The organism is Bradyrhizobium sp. SZCCHNR1002, assembly GCF_032381435.1.
Taxonomy (GTDB): domain Bacteria; phylum Pseudomonadota; class Alphaproteobacteria; order Rhizobiales; family Xanthobacteraceae; genus Bradyrhizobium; species Bradyrhizobium aeschynomenes.
On the sequence record NZ_JAUHIS010000009.1, the window covers coordinates 98,689 to 117,263 of the forward strand.

Annotated in this window: 18 protein-coding genes and 1 tRNA gene; 9 read left to right on the top strand and 10 right to left on the bottom strand. The window is 65.4% G+C overall.

Annotated elements, in window-relative coordinates; genetic code table 11:
- Window positions 1-27: 27 nt before the first annotated feature.
- A complete protein-coding gene (locus tag QX108_RS31015) occupies window positions 28-507 on the bottom strand; it encodes an Lrp/AsnC family transcriptional regulator (RefSeq protein WP_315724700.1) in 480 nt (159 codons plus the stop codon).
- 285 nt (window positions 508-792) lie between these two features.
- Between QX108_RS31015 and trxB the strand changes: the two genes are divergently transcribed.
- The 4 genes from trxB (at window position 793) to QX108_RS31035 (ending at window position 4,382) form a co-directional block, all read left to right on the top strand.
- The gene (gene trxB / locus QX108_RS31020; RefSeq protein ID WP_315786187.1) at window positions 793-1,758 is read left to right on the top strand and encodes a thioredoxin-disulfide reductase; all 966 of its coding nucleotides are present in this window, start codon (window positions 793-795) and stop codon (window positions 1,756-1,758) included.
- Window positions 1,759-1,765: 7 nt separating this feature from the next.
- Window positions 1,766-2,689: a LysR family transcriptional regulator gene (locus tag QX108_RS31025; protein WP_315724695.1), complete on the top strand. Its 924-nt coding sequence runs from the start codon at window positions 1,766-1,768 to the stop codon at window positions 2,687-2,689.
- A 456-nt stretch (window positions 2,690-3,145) separates the two neighbouring features.
- Window positions 3,146-4,066, top strand: coding sequence for a 4-hydroxy-tetrahydrodipicolinate synthase (locus QX108_RS31030; protein WP_315786189.1), 921 nt, complete (start codon window positions 3,146-3,148; stop codon window positions 4,064-4,066).
- Between the two features lie 151 nt (window positions 4,067-4,217).
- Window positions 4,218-4,382, top strand: coding sequence for a hypothetical protein (locus tag QX108_RS31035; RefSeq protein WP_172109837.1), 165 nt, complete (start codon window positions 4,218-4,220; stop codon window positions 4,380-4,382).
- Window positions 4,383-4,506: 124 nt separating this feature from the next.
- Here the strand turns inward: QX108_RS31035 and QX108_RS31040 are convergent, their stop codons facing one another.
- Window positions 4,507-5,184, bottom strand: a complete 678-nt coding sequence (locus QX108_RS31040) for a ParA family protein (RefSeq protein ID WP_172109907.1) — start codon at window positions 5,182-5,184, stop codon at window positions 4,507-4,509.
- A 231-nt stretch (window positions 5,185-5,415) separates the two neighbouring features.
- The gene (locus QX108_RS31045) at window positions 5,416-5,754 is read right to left on the bottom strand and encodes a hypothetical protein (protein WP_315724688.1); all 339 of its coding nucleotides are present in this window, start codon (window positions 5,752-5,754) and stop codon (window positions 5,416-5,418) included.
- Between the two features lie 344 nt (window positions 5,755-6,098).
- On the opposite strand from QX108_RS31045, the gene QX108_RS31050 reads away from it, so the two are divergent.
- Window positions 6,099-6,338, top strand: coding sequence for a hypothetical protein (locus QX108_RS31050; protein WP_315724686.1), 240 nt, complete (start codon window positions 6,099-6,101; stop codon window positions 6,336-6,338).
- A gap of 1,035 nt (window positions 6,339-7,373) precedes the next feature.
- Here QX108_RS31050 and QX108_RS31055 read toward each other — a convergent pair.
- From QX108_RS31055 to QX108_RS31070, 4 genes are all read right to left on the bottom strand, one after another.
- Complete coding sequence (locus QX108_RS31055) at window positions 7,374-7,559, bottom strand: hypothetical protein (RefSeq protein WP_315799631.1); 186 nt, start codon at window positions 7,557-7,559, stop codon at window positions 7,374-7,376.
- 138 nt (window positions 7,560-7,697) lie between these two features.
- Window positions 7,698-7,774, bottom strand: a tRNA-His gene (locus tag QX108_RS31060).
- A 261-nt stretch (window positions 7,775-8,035) separates the two neighbouring features.
- Complete coding sequence (locus tag QX108_RS31065; RefSeq protein WP_172133884.1) at window positions 8,036-8,470, bottom strand: phasin; 435 nt, start codon at window positions 8,468-8,470, stop codon at window positions 8,036-8,038.
- 244 nt (window positions 8,471-8,714) lie between these two features.
- Entirely contained in the window at window positions 8,715-9,095 is a 381-nt protein-coding gene (locus QX108_RS31070) for a phasin (RefSeq protein WP_315724680.1), read from the bottom strand.
- Between the two features lie 318 nt (window positions 9,096-9,413).
- On the opposite strand from QX108_RS31070, the gene QX108_RS31075 reads away from it, so the two are divergent.
- Entirely contained in the window at window positions 9,414-12,923 is a 3,510-nt protein-coding gene (locus QX108_RS31075; RefSeq protein ID WP_315786194.1) for a PAS domain S-box protein, read from the top strand.
- On the opposite strand, the gene QX108_RS31080 is transcribed toward QX108_RS31075, so the two are convergent.
- The gene (locus QX108_RS31080) at window positions 12,908-14,119 is read right to left on the bottom strand and encodes an NnrS family protein (protein ID WP_315786195.1); all 1,212 of its coding nucleotides are present in this window, start codon (window positions 14,117-14,119) and stop codon (window positions 12,908-12,910) included. The two genes, QX108_RS31075 and QX108_RS31080, sit on opposite strands and share 16 nt — an antisense overlap.
- A gap of 165 nt (window positions 14,120-14,284) precedes the next feature.
- On the opposite strand from QX108_RS31080, the gene QX108_RS31085 reads away from it, so the two are divergent.
- Window positions 14,285-15,004: a Crp/Fnr family transcriptional regulator gene (locus QX108_RS31085; RefSeq protein WP_315786197.1), complete on the top strand. Its 720-nt coding sequence runs from the start codon at window positions 14,285-14,287 to the stop codon at window positions 15,002-15,004.
- On the opposite strand, the gene QX108_RS31090 is transcribed toward QX108_RS31085, so the two are convergent.
- Together QX108_RS31090 and hemN are read right to left on the bottom strand one after the other, a co-directional pair.
- Window positions 15,005-15,196: a DUF1858 domain-containing protein gene (locus QX108_RS31090; RefSeq protein WP_172109916.1), complete on the bottom strand. Its 192-nt coding sequence runs from the start codon at window positions 15,194-15,196 to the stop codon at window positions 15,005-15,007.
- 185 nt (window positions 15,197-15,381) lie between these two features.
- Window positions 15,382-16,734, bottom strand: coding sequence for an oxygen-independent coproporphyrinogen III oxidase (gene hemN / locus QX108_RS31095; RefSeq protein WP_315786199.1), 1,353 nt, complete (start codon window positions 16,732-16,734; stop codon window positions 15,382-15,384).
- A 200-nt stretch (window positions 16,735-16,934) separates the two neighbouring features.
- Here hemN and QX108_RS31100 point away from each other — a divergent pair, with 200 nt between their 5' ends.
- Window positions 16,935-17,141, top strand: a complete 207-nt coding sequence (locus tag QX108_RS31100) for a hypothetical protein (RefSeq protein ID WP_315786201.1) — start codon at window positions 16,935-16,937, stop codon at window positions 17,139-17,141.
- Window positions 17,142-17,474: 333 nt separating this feature from the next.
- Window positions 17,475-18,569: a copper-containing nitrite reductase gene (gene nirK, locus QX108_RS31105; RefSeq protein WP_315786203.1), complete on the top strand. Its 1,095-nt coding sequence runs from the start codon at window positions 17,475-17,477 to the stop codon at window positions 18,567-18,569.
- Window positions 18,570-18,575: the final 6 nt, after the last annotated feature.

An 18,575-nucleotide genomic window follows, 5' to 3' on the forward strand; every position in this document is an offset into this window, starting at 1 on the left:
TGGGGCTGCCCCGGAATGACAGCGGGCTTAGCCGCGTCCCTTGACCTCGAGCGGCACCGCCGCCTCGTACTTCGAATTGTGCAGCACCAGCGACGTCCGCACGTTGCGCACGTGCGGCGCCGCCGTCAGATGCGTGACGAATTCCTGGAAGGTCGCCATGTCAGGCGCGACGCATTTCAGGATGAAGTCCACCTCGCCCGACAGCATCCAGCATTCCCGCACCAGCGGCTCGGCGCGGACGAACTCCTCGAACGCCTTCAGGTCGGCATCCGCTTGGCTCGACAGGTGGACCGCGGCAAACACGGTGACGTCGAAGCCGAGCTTGCGCGGGTCGAGCAGGCCGCGATAGCCGGTGATGTAGCCTTCCTCCTCCAAGGTGCGAACGCGGCGCAGGCAGGGCGGCGGCGAGATGCCGACCCGCTTGGCCAATTCGACATTGGTGATCCGGCCATCGGCCTGGATCTCGCTCAGGATTTTGAGATCGATCTCGTCAAGATTCTTGGACACAGGGGGAGCGGGGTCTGGCGGGAACTTGCGGGAGGCACGGCCCCCGGGCGGATGGCAACTCTCTTAGCGCACACCGGTCAATTTGCGCAATTTTATTACTCTAGATTTCCCCTGTTGACCGGGTCGTGAAGGGAAAATTCGCCGAGATGCGTTGCAATTCTTGCATAGCTTGCCAGATGGCTTAGACTTGGATTTGACATTTTCGATGGGGCTTCGGGGCGTTTGGTCCACGCATTCCGCTCGCTGCGTCGTTAATCCTCCCTTTTCCAGCGAGTCATCGACCCCATGCAAGCACCGATCCATGCCAAAGTCGTCATCATCGGTTCCGGCCCTGCCGGCTACACGGCGGCGATCTACGCGGCACGAGCGATGCTGGAGCCGATCCTGATTCAGGGCATCCAACCGGGCGGACAGCTCACCATCACCACCGACGTCGAGAACTATCCGGGCTTTGCCGACGTCATCCAGGGCCCCTGGCTGATGGAGCAGATGGAGAAGCAGGCGACGCATGTCGGCGCCCAGATCAAGACGGACCTCGTGACCAAGCTCGAGCTGGGACAGCGCCCGTTCCGACTGACCTGCGATTCCGGCGACGTCTATCTGGCGGAGACCGTCATCCTCGCCACCGGCGCCCAGGCGCGCTGGCTGGGGTTGCCGTCGGAGGAGACGTTCAAGGGCTTCGGCGTGTCGGCCTGCGCCACCTGCGACGGCTTCTTCTATCGCGGCAAGGAGGTCATCGTGGTCGGCGGCGGCAATACCGCGGTCGAGGAGGCGCTGTTCCTGACCAATTTCGCCTCCACCGTCACGGTCGTGCACCGGCGCGATCATTTCCGCGCCGAGCGCATCCTGCAGGAGCGCCTGTTCAAGCATCCCAAGATCAAGGTCGTGTGGGACAGCGCGCTCGACGAAATCTGCGGCGCCAGCGCGCCGTCGAAGGTGACCCATGTCCGGCTGAAGAACGTCAAGACCGGCGCGCTGACCGAGCTGCCTGCCGACGGCGTGTTCGTGGCGATCGGCCATGCGCCGGCCACGGAGCTGGTGGCAGGTCAGTTGAAGCTGAAGCCGTCCGGCTATGTCGAGGTGGTGCCTGGCTCGACCGCGACCTCGGTCCCCGGCGTGTTCGCCGCCGGCGACGTCGCCGACGAAACCTATCGGCAGGCGATCACCGCCGCCGGCATGGGCTGCATGGCGGCCCTCGAAGCCGAACGCTTCCTCGCCCATGCCGCGAGCGAACGCGCCGCTGCGGAATGAACTGACGATGCCACGATCACGGGATGGATTTAAGGACATGGATTGGGACAAGCTGAAGGTGTTTCACGCAGCGGCGGAAGCTGGCAGCTTCACGCATGCCGGGGAGCAGCTCGGGCTGTCGCAATCGGCAGTCTCGCGCCAAGTCAGCGCGCTGGAGCAGGAGCTCGCGGTCTCGCTGTTCCATCGCCATGCACGCGGCCTGATCCTCACCGAGCAGGGCGACCTGCTGTTCCGGACGGCGCACGACGTCTTCATGCAGTTGCAGGCGGCGCGCGCCAAGCTCACCGACAGCCGTGAGCGTCCCAGCGGCGACCTCAAGATCACGACCACACCCGGCGTCGGCATCAACTGGCTGATTCCGCGGCTCGGCGAATTCACTGCCATGTATCCCGAGATCCGGATCTCGCTGATCGTCACCGACGAAGAGCTGGATCTGTCGATGCGCGAGGCTGACGTCGCGATCCGCACGCGGAAGCCGACACAGCCGGACCTGATCCAGCGCAAGCTGTTCGCGATCAGCTTCCACGCCTATTGCTCGCCGGAATATGTGAAGCGTTTCGGGACGCCCCGCACCCTCGACGAGCTCGACGATCATCGCATCATCATGCTCGCCGACGGCCAGGTCGCTCCGCACCTGCAGAACCGCAGCTGGCTGGTCGATGCCGGCCGCAACGGCTCCGGTCCGCGCGAGGCCTATTTCCGCGTCAACAACATCCTCGGTCTCGTACGTGCCTGTCAGCAGGGCCTCGGCATCGCCGCGCTGCCCGACTATCTCGTCGAAGAGAACAGTCGCCTCGTGCAGCTGTTCGGCGAGTCCGACTCGATCCAGCTCGACACCTACTTCGTCTATCCCGAGGAATTGAAAACGGTCGCGCGGGTTCAGGTGTTCCGTGACTTTGTCGTGAGCAAAGCACAGCGCTGGCCAGCCTGATATTGTGCATGTCTGACATGCGGCACCCCTGCTTGCTGCAGGGCCGCGACGAAGACCATACTGTTTCTGTGCTGAGCGTCGGCGTTGCGCATTGTCCCCCTCCTCCAGTGGCGCGGACGCTCAGAAATCCCTCTTGGAAGGTGATTGTGTCGGCCGCGTTGGCCAATACCTCCAGCCGGGCTCATTGGGCCCGGCTATTTTTTTGCTCGGTTTTTCCCTTTGTATCCGCCTCGCTGATGTTGCGACGTTGACAGTCTGAGCGGCGCCGCGCATGTAGGACGCATGTCCGCATTTTCGTACGCCAAGCTGTCGTCGAAAAAAGCTCCCCTTCCGGGGAGCCGTGGACGCGCGCGCTAGAACCTCTCGAGAGTTCACCGCCGCCTCACCAAGCCCCGCCGCAAGGACGGGGTTTTTTCATGTCCCGTCTCCGGCTCACGACATCCAAGGAGATGGACCATGACCGCCCCCAGAACGCGACTGCAAGGACTCTGGCTGCCGCTGATCACGCCCTTTTGCGACGGCGCGCTCGACGAAGGATCGTTGCGTCATCTGATCCGACACTACGCCGCCAAGCCCATCGATGGCCTCGTGCTCGGTGCGACCTCCGGCGAAGGATTGGCGCTGTCATGGGACGAGCGCGCGCGTCTCGTCAGCGTGGTCCGCGATGAGCTGGACGCCATCGGCCGGCCGCTACCGATCTGCCTCGGCATCGGGGGCGTGGCGACGGCCGATCTGATCGAGGCGCTCGATCGAACGGCGTCGTGGTCGATCGACTTCTATCTGATCTCGAGCCCGCCTTACGTGCGCCCGTCACAGCGCGGACTGCTGGCGCACTTCACCGCCTTGGCCGATCGCGCCGCCCATCCGATCGTGCTCTACAACATTCCCTATCGCTCGGCGGTGGGACTCGACAATGCGACGCTGCTCCAGCTCGCTGCGCATCCGGCCATCGCGGGGCTGAAGGATTGCTGCGCCAACCGGATGCAGACCCGCGACCTGATCGCGCGCCGGCCTGCCGGCTTTCAAATTCTGACCGGGGAGGACGCCCAGAGCTTCGACGCCTTGCAGGCCGGCGCCGACGGCGCCATCCTGCTCTCCGCGCATCTGGAGACGACCAATTTTGCGGCCATTCTCGATCACGTGAAGGCCGGCCGCCATGACGCCGCGGCAGCATGCTGGGCGCAGGTGGAGGATCTCACGCGCCTGCTGTTCACCGAGCCGAGCCCGGCCCCGGCAAAGTACTGGCTGGCGCGGACCGGCCTGATCGCCAGCGCCGAGATGCGACTGCCGATGGTGGAGGTGGGAGACGAGCTCGCCGCTCGGCTCGATCTGGAGATCGAACGCCGCCGGTCCGCCACGCAAGGCCGCGTCGCCTGAGCCGTCGCGACCAGGGTCATTCCGGGGCGGCCCGCAGGCTCGAACCCGGAATGACGGCGCCTGCGTGAGGCAGCAGAGTTAATCCGAACTAACAGAGGCGATCAAAAGCCGCGCAGTCCGCAACCTGCTGTTTAAAGATGTTCCGCTATGAATGTTGAAAACCAAAGAGCGCGGGGGCGTCGTGGCTTTTCAGGATCATGCATTCCCTGAACGTCAGGGATTTAGCGTCGAGGACATTATCTGGGCGGTCGGGATCTGGTCGGTGATCCTGACTTTGACGCCGGCGATTGCATTTTATCTGCTGATGGTCGCCTGACCTTGCGTCCCGCTCAGGCGTGGCCGCCTCGCGGCCTGCCCGATCGCTGCGATCACAACGATCGGATCCGGCGCAAAAAACGCGCGGAAGACCGCGCGTCGATGCCTCATTGGAACGATTGCGATCAGGCGGCCTGCTTGTGCATGGCCCCATTCGCCGAGACGGTCCCGCGAATCGCCCTCACCGAACGCTCGATCGCCGCCCACAGCCGCGCGATCTCGGCCGCAGCACGACCCTCCGCATAATACTCGCGCACGCCCTCGCCCTGGCCCAGCGCCATCAAGAGATCGGCGCGGTTGGTGATCTGTCCGCCCCACACCGGCGCCTTGAACTTGGCCAGCGCCTCGCGGGCAATGGTCACGATCGGGCTCTCGGCGTCGTCGCGGCGCGCCGGAGCGCCGTTGAGGACGACCGCATACGGCTTACGCGCGGCGCGGCAGGTCTGGATCGTCTCCTGCACCGCGTTGACGTCGAACACGCCCGGGCGGGCAGGGATGATCACCATGGTCGCGTTCTTGATCGCATCCTCGACCACGGCCGAGATCGTCGGCGGCGTATCGATCAGCACCCACTCGACGCCGTCACGGCGGGCCGCGGACACGATCGCGCTCACCGAGTTCACGGCGGTCTTGATCGGCGGCTCGTTGGTGCCCCGCAGCTTGTGCCAAAGCGTCAGCGACCCCTGAGGGTCGGCATCGATGAGCAGGCAAGACTTGCTCGCCTTGATCTGCGCAGCGAGATGGGCGGCCAGGGTGCTCTTGCCTGAACCGCCCTTACGCGATGCGAAAACAATAACGTTCATACCTTGGCCTCCAGATTGACCCCGGTCGCGAAAATGAATCAGCGGACTGATTCGCGGAAGATAAATTTAGCGATTGACGAGGCGTAACTCCTGATTGCTGAAACGCATTGGTTTTTGAGTCACACCGTCAGCAGAAAATGCAGTCGATGGTGTCGCTTTCTTCGGCAACATCCGGTCTTCACCGCATGTGATTGCAGGCTGAAGCTGCACGACGCGGTGCGCATCGGCGCGTCAGGTTTCATCCGGCCGCGTTTTCTTCGTCTTGCCCGCGCGCGCATCGACCGGCTTCTTGGTTGCCGGCGGGCGAATGCTCATCGGCCTATCGGCACGCGCTGCCGCCTGGCGCGGCGGCGGTCCGAACTGGGCGCGGCATGGCGGCGACAGCTCGGCCTTGCGCCGGACCATGCAGGCGGTGACGCGGTCGACGTTGGGAATGTCGGAACTACACAGCCGAAAGGCGTCGCCGGTGCACGCCTGCTCCTGCTCGGCGGTATACGCATACGCGGAAACTGGAACCATCGTCAGGACCGGCAGCGCCGCTCCGACCAGTGCCAACAGGACGCCCCTCATCGTGCCCTCCTCCGGTTCAGCGACACTAGTTGCAACACCCACGAATCCGCAAGCCGCGTGCGTGCGGCTTCACGCCCCTGACGCCGAACCGGCGACGCCCGGTTGGACCGCTGATGGATTGATCTCCAGCGCGTCCTCGATGCTGCTGCTCCTCCGGCCGATGCGTGACGACAGGGGACGCAAACCGGCCGAGACACCATCCGTACATCACAATGCGTACATCACACCTTCACCGGCAGCACGGACACGCGCTCGCGGCCTCGCGGCGCCATCCGCCCGAGTTTTTCGTCGACGGCCCCCGACCAACGCGAGGGCGCAGGGAATGCCGGGTGAAGGCCTCACCCATGGCCCGCCTGCAACAAGAAAAGCAGGCGGCAGTCACCACAGGTTCAGCCGAGCATCCGGCATTCCCTGCGCGATGGGCTTACGACTTATACGTGATCTCCCTGGGGATCGGCGTTCTTGCCCCCATCGCCCGCGCGCGCCGTCAGGCAACGCTGCCGGACTTGACCTCAGCGACGAGAGGCCAGGACCACACGACTTCATCGTCCGCAATCGATCAGTCGTCGCGCAACAGCGCCTGATCCACCACGGCCACCGCATCCCCGCCCCACGTATCGTGACGACCGCGCGTACGCCCCTTCGCATCGGGACGGGATGCACGGATAAGACCACTGATTTGGGGGCGGCGTCAAGAATTATTCTGAAAACCGGAAAATGACGCGGAGTCCGGTCTTTGAGGTTAGCGAACAAGCAAGCGGCCCAAACAGGCAGATTGCCTTCGGCCCCACGCGGATACTAATCAGAGATCGAGATCAACGACTTCAAAGCGAGGCGGTGCTTTGGAGAGCACGTCCATGCATCCCCATCCCGTGATGAAGCGATAGTGGCTGGCAGGATGAAAATTCAACTTCCAAGCTTCCGATTGCGTCTCCGCAAACACGGAGCCCTCGACACGATAGGCGAAATGGCGTGAGGCCAGCCCCTCCGGCTTTGTGTCCGCCTCGGTGCTGAGCGGAAATCGTCGAGGAGACGGACGATGGTGGCGTCGTTGAAGTGAACGCGGAGCGCGCGCTTCTCCGCGCCCGGAAGGATGAAATCTGCCGAGAGATGATCCCGTTGCCAGTTCACGGCGAGAAGATCGCTGTCATCGCACGCAAAGCTCACGCCCGCATCGATTGGAAAATACGTCGGCACGTTGGCTCCGGTCTCTTGGCGAAGATCGGCATCCTAATACGATGGCCTCAAATGCGTCAGCGCGTAGGGCGGATCAGCGCGGCGTGATCCGCCGTTTCATCGTCAAGACCGTGAGATGGATGGGGCAGAGGCTGCTCAAGGGCGCTGGCAGGAACAACGGTCGTCGCGAATATCTTGCTCGAGATGGCGGATTACGCTGGCGCTAGTACTACTGCGTCAGAAACACTGCCCGCTATCCGTCGTCATTCCGGGGCGCCCGAAGGGCGAGCCCGGAATCCATAGCCACAGACAGATGTTTGGCGACAAAGTGCCCACAACCAGCCTGCCTTACACTATTGCCTGTGGGTATGGGTTCCGGGCTCGCCCTTCGGGCGCCCCGGAACGACACGGAGGGAGCAAAGCCCTTTTCTGACGCAGTAGTACTAATCCGCCCTACGACATTGAAGCATGGCGTCCAGCCGAGCAATGACATCGCCGACTGTCCCCTTCAGTCTCAGAAATTCTTGGTCTTCACAGGCTTCTTCGGCAAGCGTGAGCGCGAGCGACAATTGCTCTATGGACCGCTCGACATGCTGCTTGAATACTGCGGCCGACTTCGAATCCATCATGCATCCTCGGGATCAGAGATCGCTTGGCGCCCATTTGCACCGCGCCAGCCACGGAGCTCATCGGCAGCCCCCGACGTTCGTTGCGTCGCAAGATCGGACGAACCTAGTGGTGATGCAAACGATGGATATGTCGGGATTTGGTACAGTTGGGTGGGCTCGAACCACCGACCTCCTGTTCCACAGACAGGCGCTCTAACCAACTGAGCTACAACTGCATCCGAAACGGGCAGAGCCCCGCGAGAGGGGGCGCCCGAACGGGCCGGAAACTAGGTGCAACGGGGGGATTTGGCAAGTCCGAGAACGGATAAAGTCGCCCGCCTCCCCGGCGTTTTTTGCCGCCTTTGTGAGCGGATTCGGAGCCTGCCCGAAATGCGGGCTCTCATAGGATCGAGCCCGGACGCGTAGCGCGCCAGGCTCGGGATTCGCGGCCATCCGCTGGCGCCTCAGGACGCCAAGCGGGGCTCAGGCCGTGGACTTTAGGCCGCCGGCTTGAACAGCTTGGTGGCGCTTTCCTTGATCGGCTCGACCGTCTCGGTGGCGACCTTCTGGCCGAGCTCGCCGAGCTCCTTGGCCTGGGCGGTGAAGGCCTCGAACTGCTTGCGGGCGAAGCCGGTCCACAGCTCCATCGCCTCGGTCGGCGACTTCACGCCGAACAACTCCTGGGCGAAGTCGAGCGAGGCCGTCGTGTTGGCCTTGGTGAACTCCATCACCTTGGAGGAGTAGGCGCCGGCGCCCTTGCTGGCATTGGCGAAGAAGGCCTCGATGGCCGAATTGTGGGTCTCTGCGGCGTCCTTGAACTTGGCGTAGTTCTCGCGGGCCTGCGACACGCCTTTTTCGGCGAATGCGCGCACCTGTTCGGGAACCTCGAACGGGATGATCGACGCGGAGAAAGGATCGGTGGCATTGGTCATGGCATGCATCCTTCGAAACATTGAGACTGGACCGCCCCGGCAATCGGGAAGTCACTTCGGATCACGCAGAGGAACCGCCCCTGGGAGGTGAGTAACAACCTCGCGTAGAGCTATATCGTGTCGAATTTGTGCAACGCAACGGAAATTCCACTATCAGGAACTGTTTGTCGCGCCCGGGGGCGAGCCGAATGCCATCTCCACCGGTGCGTGTGAGGAGCCACAACGCAACAGCACCTGCAAAACCTCACGCTTTCGGCTTGGTGGCGTCGAGGGCCGCCTTGCTGAACGCTTGGCCGATGTCGCCGGCCTGCTCGGCCAATGAGCGCATCTGGCCCTGGACGAACTGGCTGTGCAGCTTGAGCACCTCGGGGAGATCCTTGGCGTGAACCAGCGACTGGGCATAGTCCAGCGACGACTGCACGTTCTTCTCAGCGTATTGCAGCACCCTCGCCCCGATGTCCTTCGCGCCCGCACGCACGGTTGCGCCGCGCTCTTCGAGCGAGCCGGCGGTCGCTTCAGCGCCGGCCAGGAACTTCTCGAACGTCTGGCGCGCCTGGTCGAAGCCGGCTTCGGCCATGGCCCGCATGTCCTTCGGAATTTCGAATCGGCGCCCGTCCTCGGTCATGAATCCCTCCATCCGATGCCTGTAACGGCCCTGGCATCGCCCCGGCCTGGATCGGGCCGGGCGACTGCGGCTTCGGCCCATCCGCCCATCATTCCTGACCGCCCGGCCGCGCTTCCAACGTCCAACCCGGACTTTCGCCGCCGGTTCGGCGCCTCCTGAGCGCCCGAGGAACACATTAAGGTTATCCAAGCTTTAGCAGGACCACAGCCCGGCCCGGCCGTGGACCTCTGCCCTCAAAACGCGCGATAGTAACGAATTCTTAACGCTGCCACCTCCGGCAGCCGATCAACGCCACAAGAGCCGTTCGCCGTCGTCGCCATGACCCACGCCGATCTCGAATTGCACGCCCTCAGCGATCCCCGGCTGGCCGTCCATGCCGCGGGCGCGCTGCCGGCGTGGCTCTGGTCGGCCGATGGGAGCCGCGTGCTCTGGGCCAATGCGGTCGGCGCCCGCGCCCTCGGAGCGACCAATGTGCCGGCGCTGATCGCCAAGACGTTCGGTCCCGCCGATCAGCATCGCCGCCAGATCGCGCAATTGGGCCGGCGGCTGCCCGAGAACGGCGCGCTGCGGCTCGAACGTCTGCGCGGCTTCGGCGCGCCGCTCGGCACGCTGGCGACCTGCGGCTGCGCCCGAATCGAACTGCCCGACGGCAGGCACGCGGTGCTGATCACCAGCACCGACAGCGGCGGCCGCAGCTTCCCGCTGACGGATCGGCTGAAACGGCTGGTGGACGGCAGCGCGCATGCGCTGATCGCGTTTACCCAGGACGGTCAGTTCGCCGGCATCAGCACGGCCGGCCGCGACCTGTTCGGCATGCACGATCTGAGCGATCCGCGATTCGCCGCGATCCGCAACGCGGCGCTGGCCGATGGAGCCGCCGAGGTTTTGCTCGGCAGCGCGCGCGCAACCCTCTACCGGATCGGCAGTGGCAGTCAGACCGGACTGGTCGCCGTGCCGCTACCGGCCCCGCCCGATGAGTTGGACGCGCCGAGCCCGGTGCCGACGCCTGATGCAGAGCTCACCGCAGATGCCGCCCCGGCATCAGCGTCCGCGGATCTCGCGGATACGGCCGAGACTCTGCCTGCTCCTTCGATGGATGAAATGACCGAACGCCAGACCGACTACGAAGCCCCTGCGCTGTCCAACGAAGCTCCGGCCGAGTTCCTGCTGATCGACGACCCCGCCGAAGCCGAGTTGTTCGAGCCGCTCGCATCGCAGACGACGACCGACATGCATCCGTCCGACTTCGGACCAGCACCGCTCTCCTCCAGCGAAGCGCAGGTCGCTTCGACTGCCGCGGAGAGCGAGCTTGCCTGTGCTCCCGACGTTGCCGGAACGGCTGCGTCCTCGATGCAGCACGCCCCGGAGGACAGCGTCGGCGGCGCGGCCGGCGATCCGTCCGGACGCGGCCGCCGTCATCCGCTGCGGTTTTCGTGGCAGATGGATGCCGAGGGACGGTTCTCGCTCGGCTCCGACGAGTTCGCCCGCCTGATCGGCGCATCCGGCGCCGCGCAACTGGGCCGGCCCTGGCACGACCTTGCGGCGGCGCTCGGGCTCGATCCGAATGGGCGTGTCGCCGCGGCCATCGCGACCCGGGAAACCTGGAGCGGGCTCGTCATCACCTGGCCTGCGGGGCATGGCGAGCGGCTGGCCGTGGAGCTGTCGGGCCTTCCCGTCCTCGCCGAGGACAAGAGCCATGCGGGCTATCGCGGCTTCGGCGTCTGCCGCGACCTCGACGTGCTGGACCGGTTGGAAACGCGGTGGGCGGCTGCGGCCGAGATGAACATGGCCGATGCCGGGCAAGCGGACGGAGCCGATGTCGCCTCCGCCGCCGAGGCTCTCCCGGACGATGCCCAATCCGACCATGCGCCGGCCGCAGATGCGCCGCCGCACCAGGACAACATCACCGTGTCGGCGCGTGATGCTTCCGCTGTCACGGACGCCTCCCACGTCGATGGCGTCGGCTTGGAGGCGGCGGGGAACGTCGTGCCGTTCCGCGCCCCGGGCGAGGCCAAGCTTCCGGCGCTGACGCCGGTGGAGAACAATGCGTTTCATGAACTTGCGCGCCAGTTGTCGGCCCGGCTCGAAGGTGAAATCCGCAGCATGCCGGCCGACGTTCCCGGCTCCACGTTCGAAGCGGCCCCGCGCATGAGTGATCCGTTTGGTCCAGCACAGCATCCGGATGCGCCGCCGGCGAGCGACGTCGCGACCGAGCACGGCGCCGCCCTCCAGACGGACTGGCTGACGCCCGAAGCGCCGCCGGCCCAGGGCGACAGCCAGCGCGACCGGATCCTGCTCGATCTGCTGCCGACCGGCATGCTGATCTATCGGCTCGACCGGCTGCTCTACGCCAATCCGGCCTTCTTCAAGCAGATGGGCTATGCGGACCTGCCGACGCTGGAGCAGGCCGGCGGGCTCGATGCCCTCTATGTCGAGCCCGGCGCGCCATCCGCCACGGGCAGATCCGAAGCAGGCACGCCGGTGACGATCTCGGCCGCCGACGGCTCCTCCAGCGAGGAGATCAAGGCCGAGGCGCGGCTGTTCACGATCACCTGGGACGGCGACAGCGCGCATGCGCTGATCTTCGCACCGGCGCCGGGCCCGGCGGCAGCTCTTCCTTCTGCCGCCGAAGCCGCGCCAGCGCCGGCTCCGCCGCCGTCCGCGCCGCCCGCACTCGTGGTCGCCCCGCCTCCGGCCGTCGGTCATGCCGAAGCCGAAGACCTGGCCGCCATCCTCGACGTCACGGCCGAAGGCATCCTGATGTTCGATGCCGGCGGCAACATCCACGCCTGCAATCGCAGCGCCGAGGCCCTGTTCGGCTACGACGGAGCGGAGCTGGTCCGCCGCAATCTGATCGAGCTGTTCGCGCCGGAGAGCGCGCGGCTGGTGGTGGACTATCTCGACTGCGTGCAGCAGTCCGGCGCCGCCAGCATGCTGGATCAGGGCCGCGAGGTGCTCGGCAAGGTCGCCCAGGGCGGCGCGATCCCGCTCTCGATGACGATCGGCCGGACCCGGACCGACGGTCCGAACTTCTTCGCCGTGTTCCGCGATCTGTCGCAGCTGCGCCGCGGCGAAAGCGAGCTGCTGCAGGCCCGGCGCGTCGCCGACCGGGCGGCCAATGCCAAGGCCGACATGCTGGCGCGGATCAGCCACGAGGTGCGCGCGCCGCTGAACGCCATCATCGGCTTTGCCGAGGTCATGATCGGCGAGCGCTTCGGCACGCTCGGCAACGCGCGCTACGCCGAATACATGAAGGACATCCGCACCTCCGGCGAACGCGTGGTGTCCCTGATCGACGATCTGCTCGAGCTGTCGCGCATCGAGACCGGAAAGCTCGAGCTGGCCTTCACCACGCAGAATCTGAACGAGCTGGTCGAGAGCTGCGTTGCGGTGATGCAGCCGCAGGCCAACCGCGCCCGCATCATCATCCGCACCTCGCTGTCGCAGACGGTTCCGCCCGTCATCGCCGACACCAGGGCGCTGCGCCAGATCGCCATGAACCTGATCTCGGCCTCGATCTCGCTGGCCAATGCCGGCGGCCAGGTCATCGTCTCGACCGCGCTGTCGGATTTCGGCGAGGTGGTGCTGCGCGTGCGCGACACCGGTCATGGGTTGAATGATCAGGCCGTCGCTGCGGCGCTCGAGCCGTTCCGTGCGACGGCCGGCGCCGAGCTGAGCTCCGAGGCCGCGGGTCTCAGCCTGTCGCTGACCAAGGCGCTGGTCGAAGCCAACCGGGCGCAGTTTCACGTCAAGGCGGCGCCGAAATCCGGCACGCTCATGGAGGTGGTGTTCTCGCGCGCGGTCGCCCGCAATCAGAGCACCGGCTGAGCCGATCCCGTCGAGCGGACCGCGAGCGCACGCAGCCTGAGACCCAGCAGCAGCGGACCGAACGCCAGGGCAAAGCCGGAGAAGGCGATGATCCAGGCGAAGGCCGCAACGTGCAGCAGCGCTCCCGCATGCGCCGGCACCAGCACGGCACAGACCCGCGTGACCGCCGCCGCGATGATCCCGAGATAGATCACCTGCGTGGCGGCCGAGGCGGTCAGCGCCTGGCCGGTGTGGCCGAGCGTGGCGCGGGTCATCACCGCGAGCGTCATGATTCCGGCGGCGCCGACCATCCAGGCATGCAGCCCGGCGCTCGGCAGCACCCATCCGAAGCTCGCCGCCGCATTGATCAGGAAGCCGAGCGGCACGAAGGCGTAGCCGACATGCAGGATCACCAGCAGCCGTTCACGCAGCGTGCGATCGCCGGCCCAGCGCGCCAGCCGCACCGCATGCAGCATGCCGGCCGCGGCCAGTGCGAGCCCGGTCGCGGCGCTGTCGGGCACGACGATCCAGCTCAACAAGCTCAGCGCACTGATGACCACGACGGCCATGTCGAAGCGGCCGAACGGGGCCGGAAGCCGGCCGGGATTGTGCTTGACCAGCCAGTTGCGCGTGAAGCTCGGCGTGATGCGGCCGCCGATCAAGGCGAGCAGCAGCACGATGACGGCGACGCCGACGCGGATCGCATCATCGGCCGAGCCGCGCAGATGCACCTCAAGGTGAAACGCGACGTTGCCGGCGCACAGCACGCCGACGACCGCGACGACCGGCAGATTGCGCCAATTTCGCCCCGCCACGATCTCGCGTGCCGCGGCAAGGACGACCAGCAGCAGGAAGCTTGCATCGATCAGCAGCGCCGCCCACCACGGAGCGAAGGCAGACAGCGTCACGGCAATCCGCCCCGCCAGCCACACGGTGACGAGCGTCAGCAGCGGCAGGCCGCGGATCGGCAGCCGTCCGGTCCAGTTCGGAATCGCCGTGAACAGAAAGCCGGTGACGATGGCCGGCAGATAGCCATAGAGCATCTCATGCACGTGCCAGTCGCGCGGCGTGAACGCCGAGCTCAGCGTCAGCTCGCCGTAATAGGCCGGCAGCCAGACCAGGATCGCCAGCGCGGCCTGGATCGCACCGAGCAGGAAGAACGGACGGAACCCGTTGGCGAGAACGGTCAAACCCTGATAGTTGCGCGGAATGGCCATGTGCATGCTCGCTCGATGCTCGACGGGAACCGCGCCGATGACGGCGCCTCCCACACGTAGTTGCGGACGGCTCGCGGCGGATTGCGCCAGCACAAACTTCCGACGGATCGCGAAAACGTGTTATTGAGCGGCGCGAATGTCGCCGCGCCCGGCCCGGAGAACATCATGGCTTCCATCGACCGCTCGCTGGTCGCGCATCTGCCGCTGTTTGCGGGGCTCTCCAACGAGGATCTTACCGAGGTGCTGCGGGAGGCCCGTTCGATTCGCGTGCCCCGCAACGCCGCGGTGTTCGAGCAGGGCGCGGATGCGAGCTCGTTCTTCCTGCTGCTGCACGGCCATGTCCGCGCCACCAAGACCACGCCGACCGGCGACCAGATCGTGGTCCGCTATGTCGTGCCCGGCGACACCTTCGGCGTCGCCCCCGCGATCGGCCTGCAGCATTATCCGGCGACGGCCACCGCCGTCGACGACAGCATCGTGCTGGCCTGGCCCTCCGCCGCCTGGCCGCGGCTGGTCGCGCGGTTCCCGTCGCTGGCGGCAAATACGCTGCAGACCGTCGGCCAGCGGCTGCAGGAAACCCATGCGCGCGTGATCGAGATGTCGACGCAGCAGGTCGAGCAGCGCATCGCGCATGCGCTGCTGCGGCTCGCCAACCAGGCGGGACGCAAGCTCGATCACGGCGTGCAGATCGACTTTCCGATCAGCCGGCAGGACATCGCGCAGATGACCGGCACCACGCTGCATACGGTCAGCCGCATCCTCTCCGGCTGGGAGCAGCTCGGCCTCGTCGAGAGCGGCCGTCAGAAGATCGTGCTCCGTGAACCGCACAAGATCGTGCTGCTGGCCGAACAGAGCTCCGGCGACAGCGCGTCGTCGCGCTCCTGATCACGTGCAGGCGGACAGCGCCGAGAGAAATGCGTCGGGCTCGACGCCGTGCTCGCGACAGGCATCGGCGACATTGTGAAAGCAGGCGATCGGGCAGCCGACGCATCGCATCTGAAACGCGAGAAAGACGCCGATCGTCTCCGGCTTGCGCCGCATGAGATCGTCGACCAGTTCATCAAAGGTGATGGGCATGCGCGCCTCCATTCGAAAGCGAATGGTAGCCCGTAGCCCGTCGAACGTCTTTGTCGCGGCACAAGCACCGCGTCGTGCGGCGGGCTAAAGCATGATCCGGAAAAGTGCGCAGCGGTTTTCCGAAAAGATCATGCGCAAACAACAACCTAAAGCGCGATGACGATTCATCCTGATCTCATCGCGCTTTAGACCGCCCGGCTGTGCAACTGCTTCGAGGCGTCGAGATGCGCGTCGAACGCCGCGGCCACGCTGCGCACCAGGAACCGCGAATGCTCGGTCACCGCCAGCGCGCTGCCGTTGAGCTCGACCACGCCATCGGAGATCAGCGACTGCAGCCGCGGCGCCGATTGCAGCATCGCATCGGTCTCGATGCCATGCCGCGTGCAGATCACGTCGAGGTCGACGCCATAGTCGCACATGATGCGCTCGATGATGTCGGCCCGCAGGCGATCGTCATCGGTCAGGCCATAGCCTTTCACCGTGGCGAGGCTGCCGGATGCGATCTGCCCCTCATAGGCACGAACCTGCGGTGCATTCTGGACGTAGCCCTGCGGCAGCTGTCCGATCGCCGAGGCGCCGAAGCCGATCAGGAGGTCGTTGGCGTCCGTCGTATAGCCCTGGAAATTGCGGTGCAGCCGGCCCTCACGGAAGGCAATCGTCATCGGGTCGGTCGGCAACGCGAAATGATCGAGCCCGATCTGGACGTAGCCGGCTTCCTTCAGCGCCTCGCTGATCGCGCACGCCTGATCGTACCGCTCCAGGCTGTCGGGCAGGGACGAATCCTGGATCTTGCGCTGGTGCGTCTTGAACGTGGGGACGTGCGCATAGCCGAACACGGACAGCCGATCGGGACGCAGATCGATGGCGCGCCGGACAGTGTCCAGACAGGAGAAGACGGTCTGATGCGGCAGCCCGTAGATCAGGTCGAAATTGACCCCGGCAACACCGGCCCTGCGCAGCCCAATCGTCGCCGCCGCGGTCTGCTCGAAGCTCTGCACCCGATTGATTGCCTTCTGCACCAGCGGATCGAAGCTCTGCACCCCCAGGCTCGCCCGGTTGACCCCGCTGACCCCCAGCGCATCGATCATGTCAGGCGTCAGCGTGCGCGGATCGATCTCGATGGCGATCTCGGCCGAGGGCAGCACGAAGAACGAATGACGCAGCGAGCCGACCAGATCGATCAACGACTCCGGCGCCATGATGGTGGGCGTGCCGCCGCCGAAGTGAATGTGGCCGACCGGAAGACGCCGGCCGATCTGGCGCGACACCATATCGATCTCGCAGCGCAGCGCCGATTCATAGACCGCGATCGGCTCGTCGCGCTTGGCCACCATGGTGTTGCAGCCGCAATACCAGCACATCGACCGGCAGAACGGCACATGCAGGTACAGAGATGCCGTCGCGCTCGCCGGGATGGCGCGCAACCATTCCGCATAGGTCGATGGCCCGACCGCAGCGGAGAAATGCGGCGCCGTGGGATAGCTGGTGTAGCGCGGGAGGCGCTCTTGTCCGTAGCATGCCGCGAGATCTGGTCTCATGTCCTGCCTGTCCACCTTGGGTTCGGACGTTCTTGGCACAAGGCAACAGGCGCGACCTTGAGCTTTCTCAAAGCGGCGGCCGGCAGAGCCCGTGAAGATTCCAGTAGAACGCCGGCTTTCGTGCTGGACTTTGCGCTTCCTCAAAGTGGCCGGACTATTTCGCATCATCATCAACCCATTGACGATTCGAGGAATCCGCAATGGAAGCTCTGCAACTGCTCATCCGCTCCTTCGCTCTCCTCGCCATTCGCGGCCACATTCCCCAATCCGACGGCTTCGAGTCCTTCCGCGACGACCAGACGCCCGCCGGGCTGCTCGGCAACGTCGCGATGTTCCTGACAACGCTCTTCTGCGTGGCAGCCGCGGTGGCCTTCGTCGTGCTGCTGGCGGTCCGCTGGATGAGCTGACGATCTCCCCAGACCAATCGCGACGAATGGCGCGCTTCGCGCTATCGGCGTCTTCCATGATGCTCGTCCGTTCACGGCATCGCACCGGGGCCGCGCGGCGATCTCGCGCGCGAGCAGGTCGGCGCGCTCACTGCCGATAAATCATCATCGTCTCGATCGGGCCTCCCGATGCCACGCATTCGCGGCTCCGAGTGCGCCTGCGCCGGCATCATCTGCGCGCGCTCCTCCGACCGTTCGCAATTGCTAAGTTGCTTGTTGCAGCACAAACAAGCCGGGTTCCAACAGGCGCATGCTGTTTGCGGCACTACAACAGATCCAATGAAGGAGCGATCCATGTTGACCCGCCGCACCGCCCTGCTCAGTGCAGCCATCGCCGCGATGATGCTTGCGGCTCCCGCCGTTGCCGACGACCTCAAGCTGCCGCGCCAGAAGGTCGATCTGGTGGCCCCGCCGTTCGTGCATGCGCACGAGCAGGCCACCAGGCAGGGACCGAAGATCATGGAGTTCAAGCTCGTGGTCCAGGAGAAGAAGATGGTGATCGACGAGAAGGGCACCACCTTCCAGGCCATGACGTTCAACGGCTCGATGCCGGGCCCGCTGATGGTCGTTCACGAGGGCGACTATGTCGAGGTGACGCTGGTCAATCCGGCGACCAACACCATGCCGCACAACATCGACTTTCACTCCGCAACCGGCGCGCTCGGCGGCGGCGCACTGACCCTGGTCAATCCGGGTGAGCAGGTGGTGCTGCGCTGGAAGGCGACGCGCACCGGCGTGTTCGTCTATCACTGCGCCCCGGGCGGACCGATGATCCCCTGGCACGTCGTCTCCGGCATGAACGGCGCCGTGATGGTGCTGCCGCGCGACGGCCTCAATGACGGCCGCGGCCATGCGCTGCGCTACGATCGCGTCTACTACATCGGCGAGCAGGACCTCTATGTGCCGCGCGACGAGAAGGGCAATTTCAAATCCTACGATTCGCCCGGCGAGGCCTATACCGACACCGAGGAGGTTATGCGCAAGCTGACGCCGACCCACGTCGTGTTCAACGGCAAGGCGGGCGCGCTGACCGGCAAGGACGCGCTGACGGCCAATGTCGGCGAGAACGTGCTGATCGTGCACTCGCAGGCCAACCGCGACAGCCGCCCGCATCTGATCGGCGGTCATGGCGACTATGTCTGGGAGACCGGCAAGTTCTCCAATGCGCCGGAGACCGGACTCGAGACCTGGTTCATCCGTGGTGGCTCGGCGGGTGCCGCGCTCTACAAATTCCTGCAGCCCGGCATCTACGCCTATGTCACCCACAATCTGATCGAGGCGGCCAATCTCGGCGCCACCGCGCATTTCAAGGTCGAAGGCAAGTGGAACGACGACCTGATGACGCAGGTGAAAGCCCCGGCGGATATCCCCACCGGATCGACCAATTGATCAGCC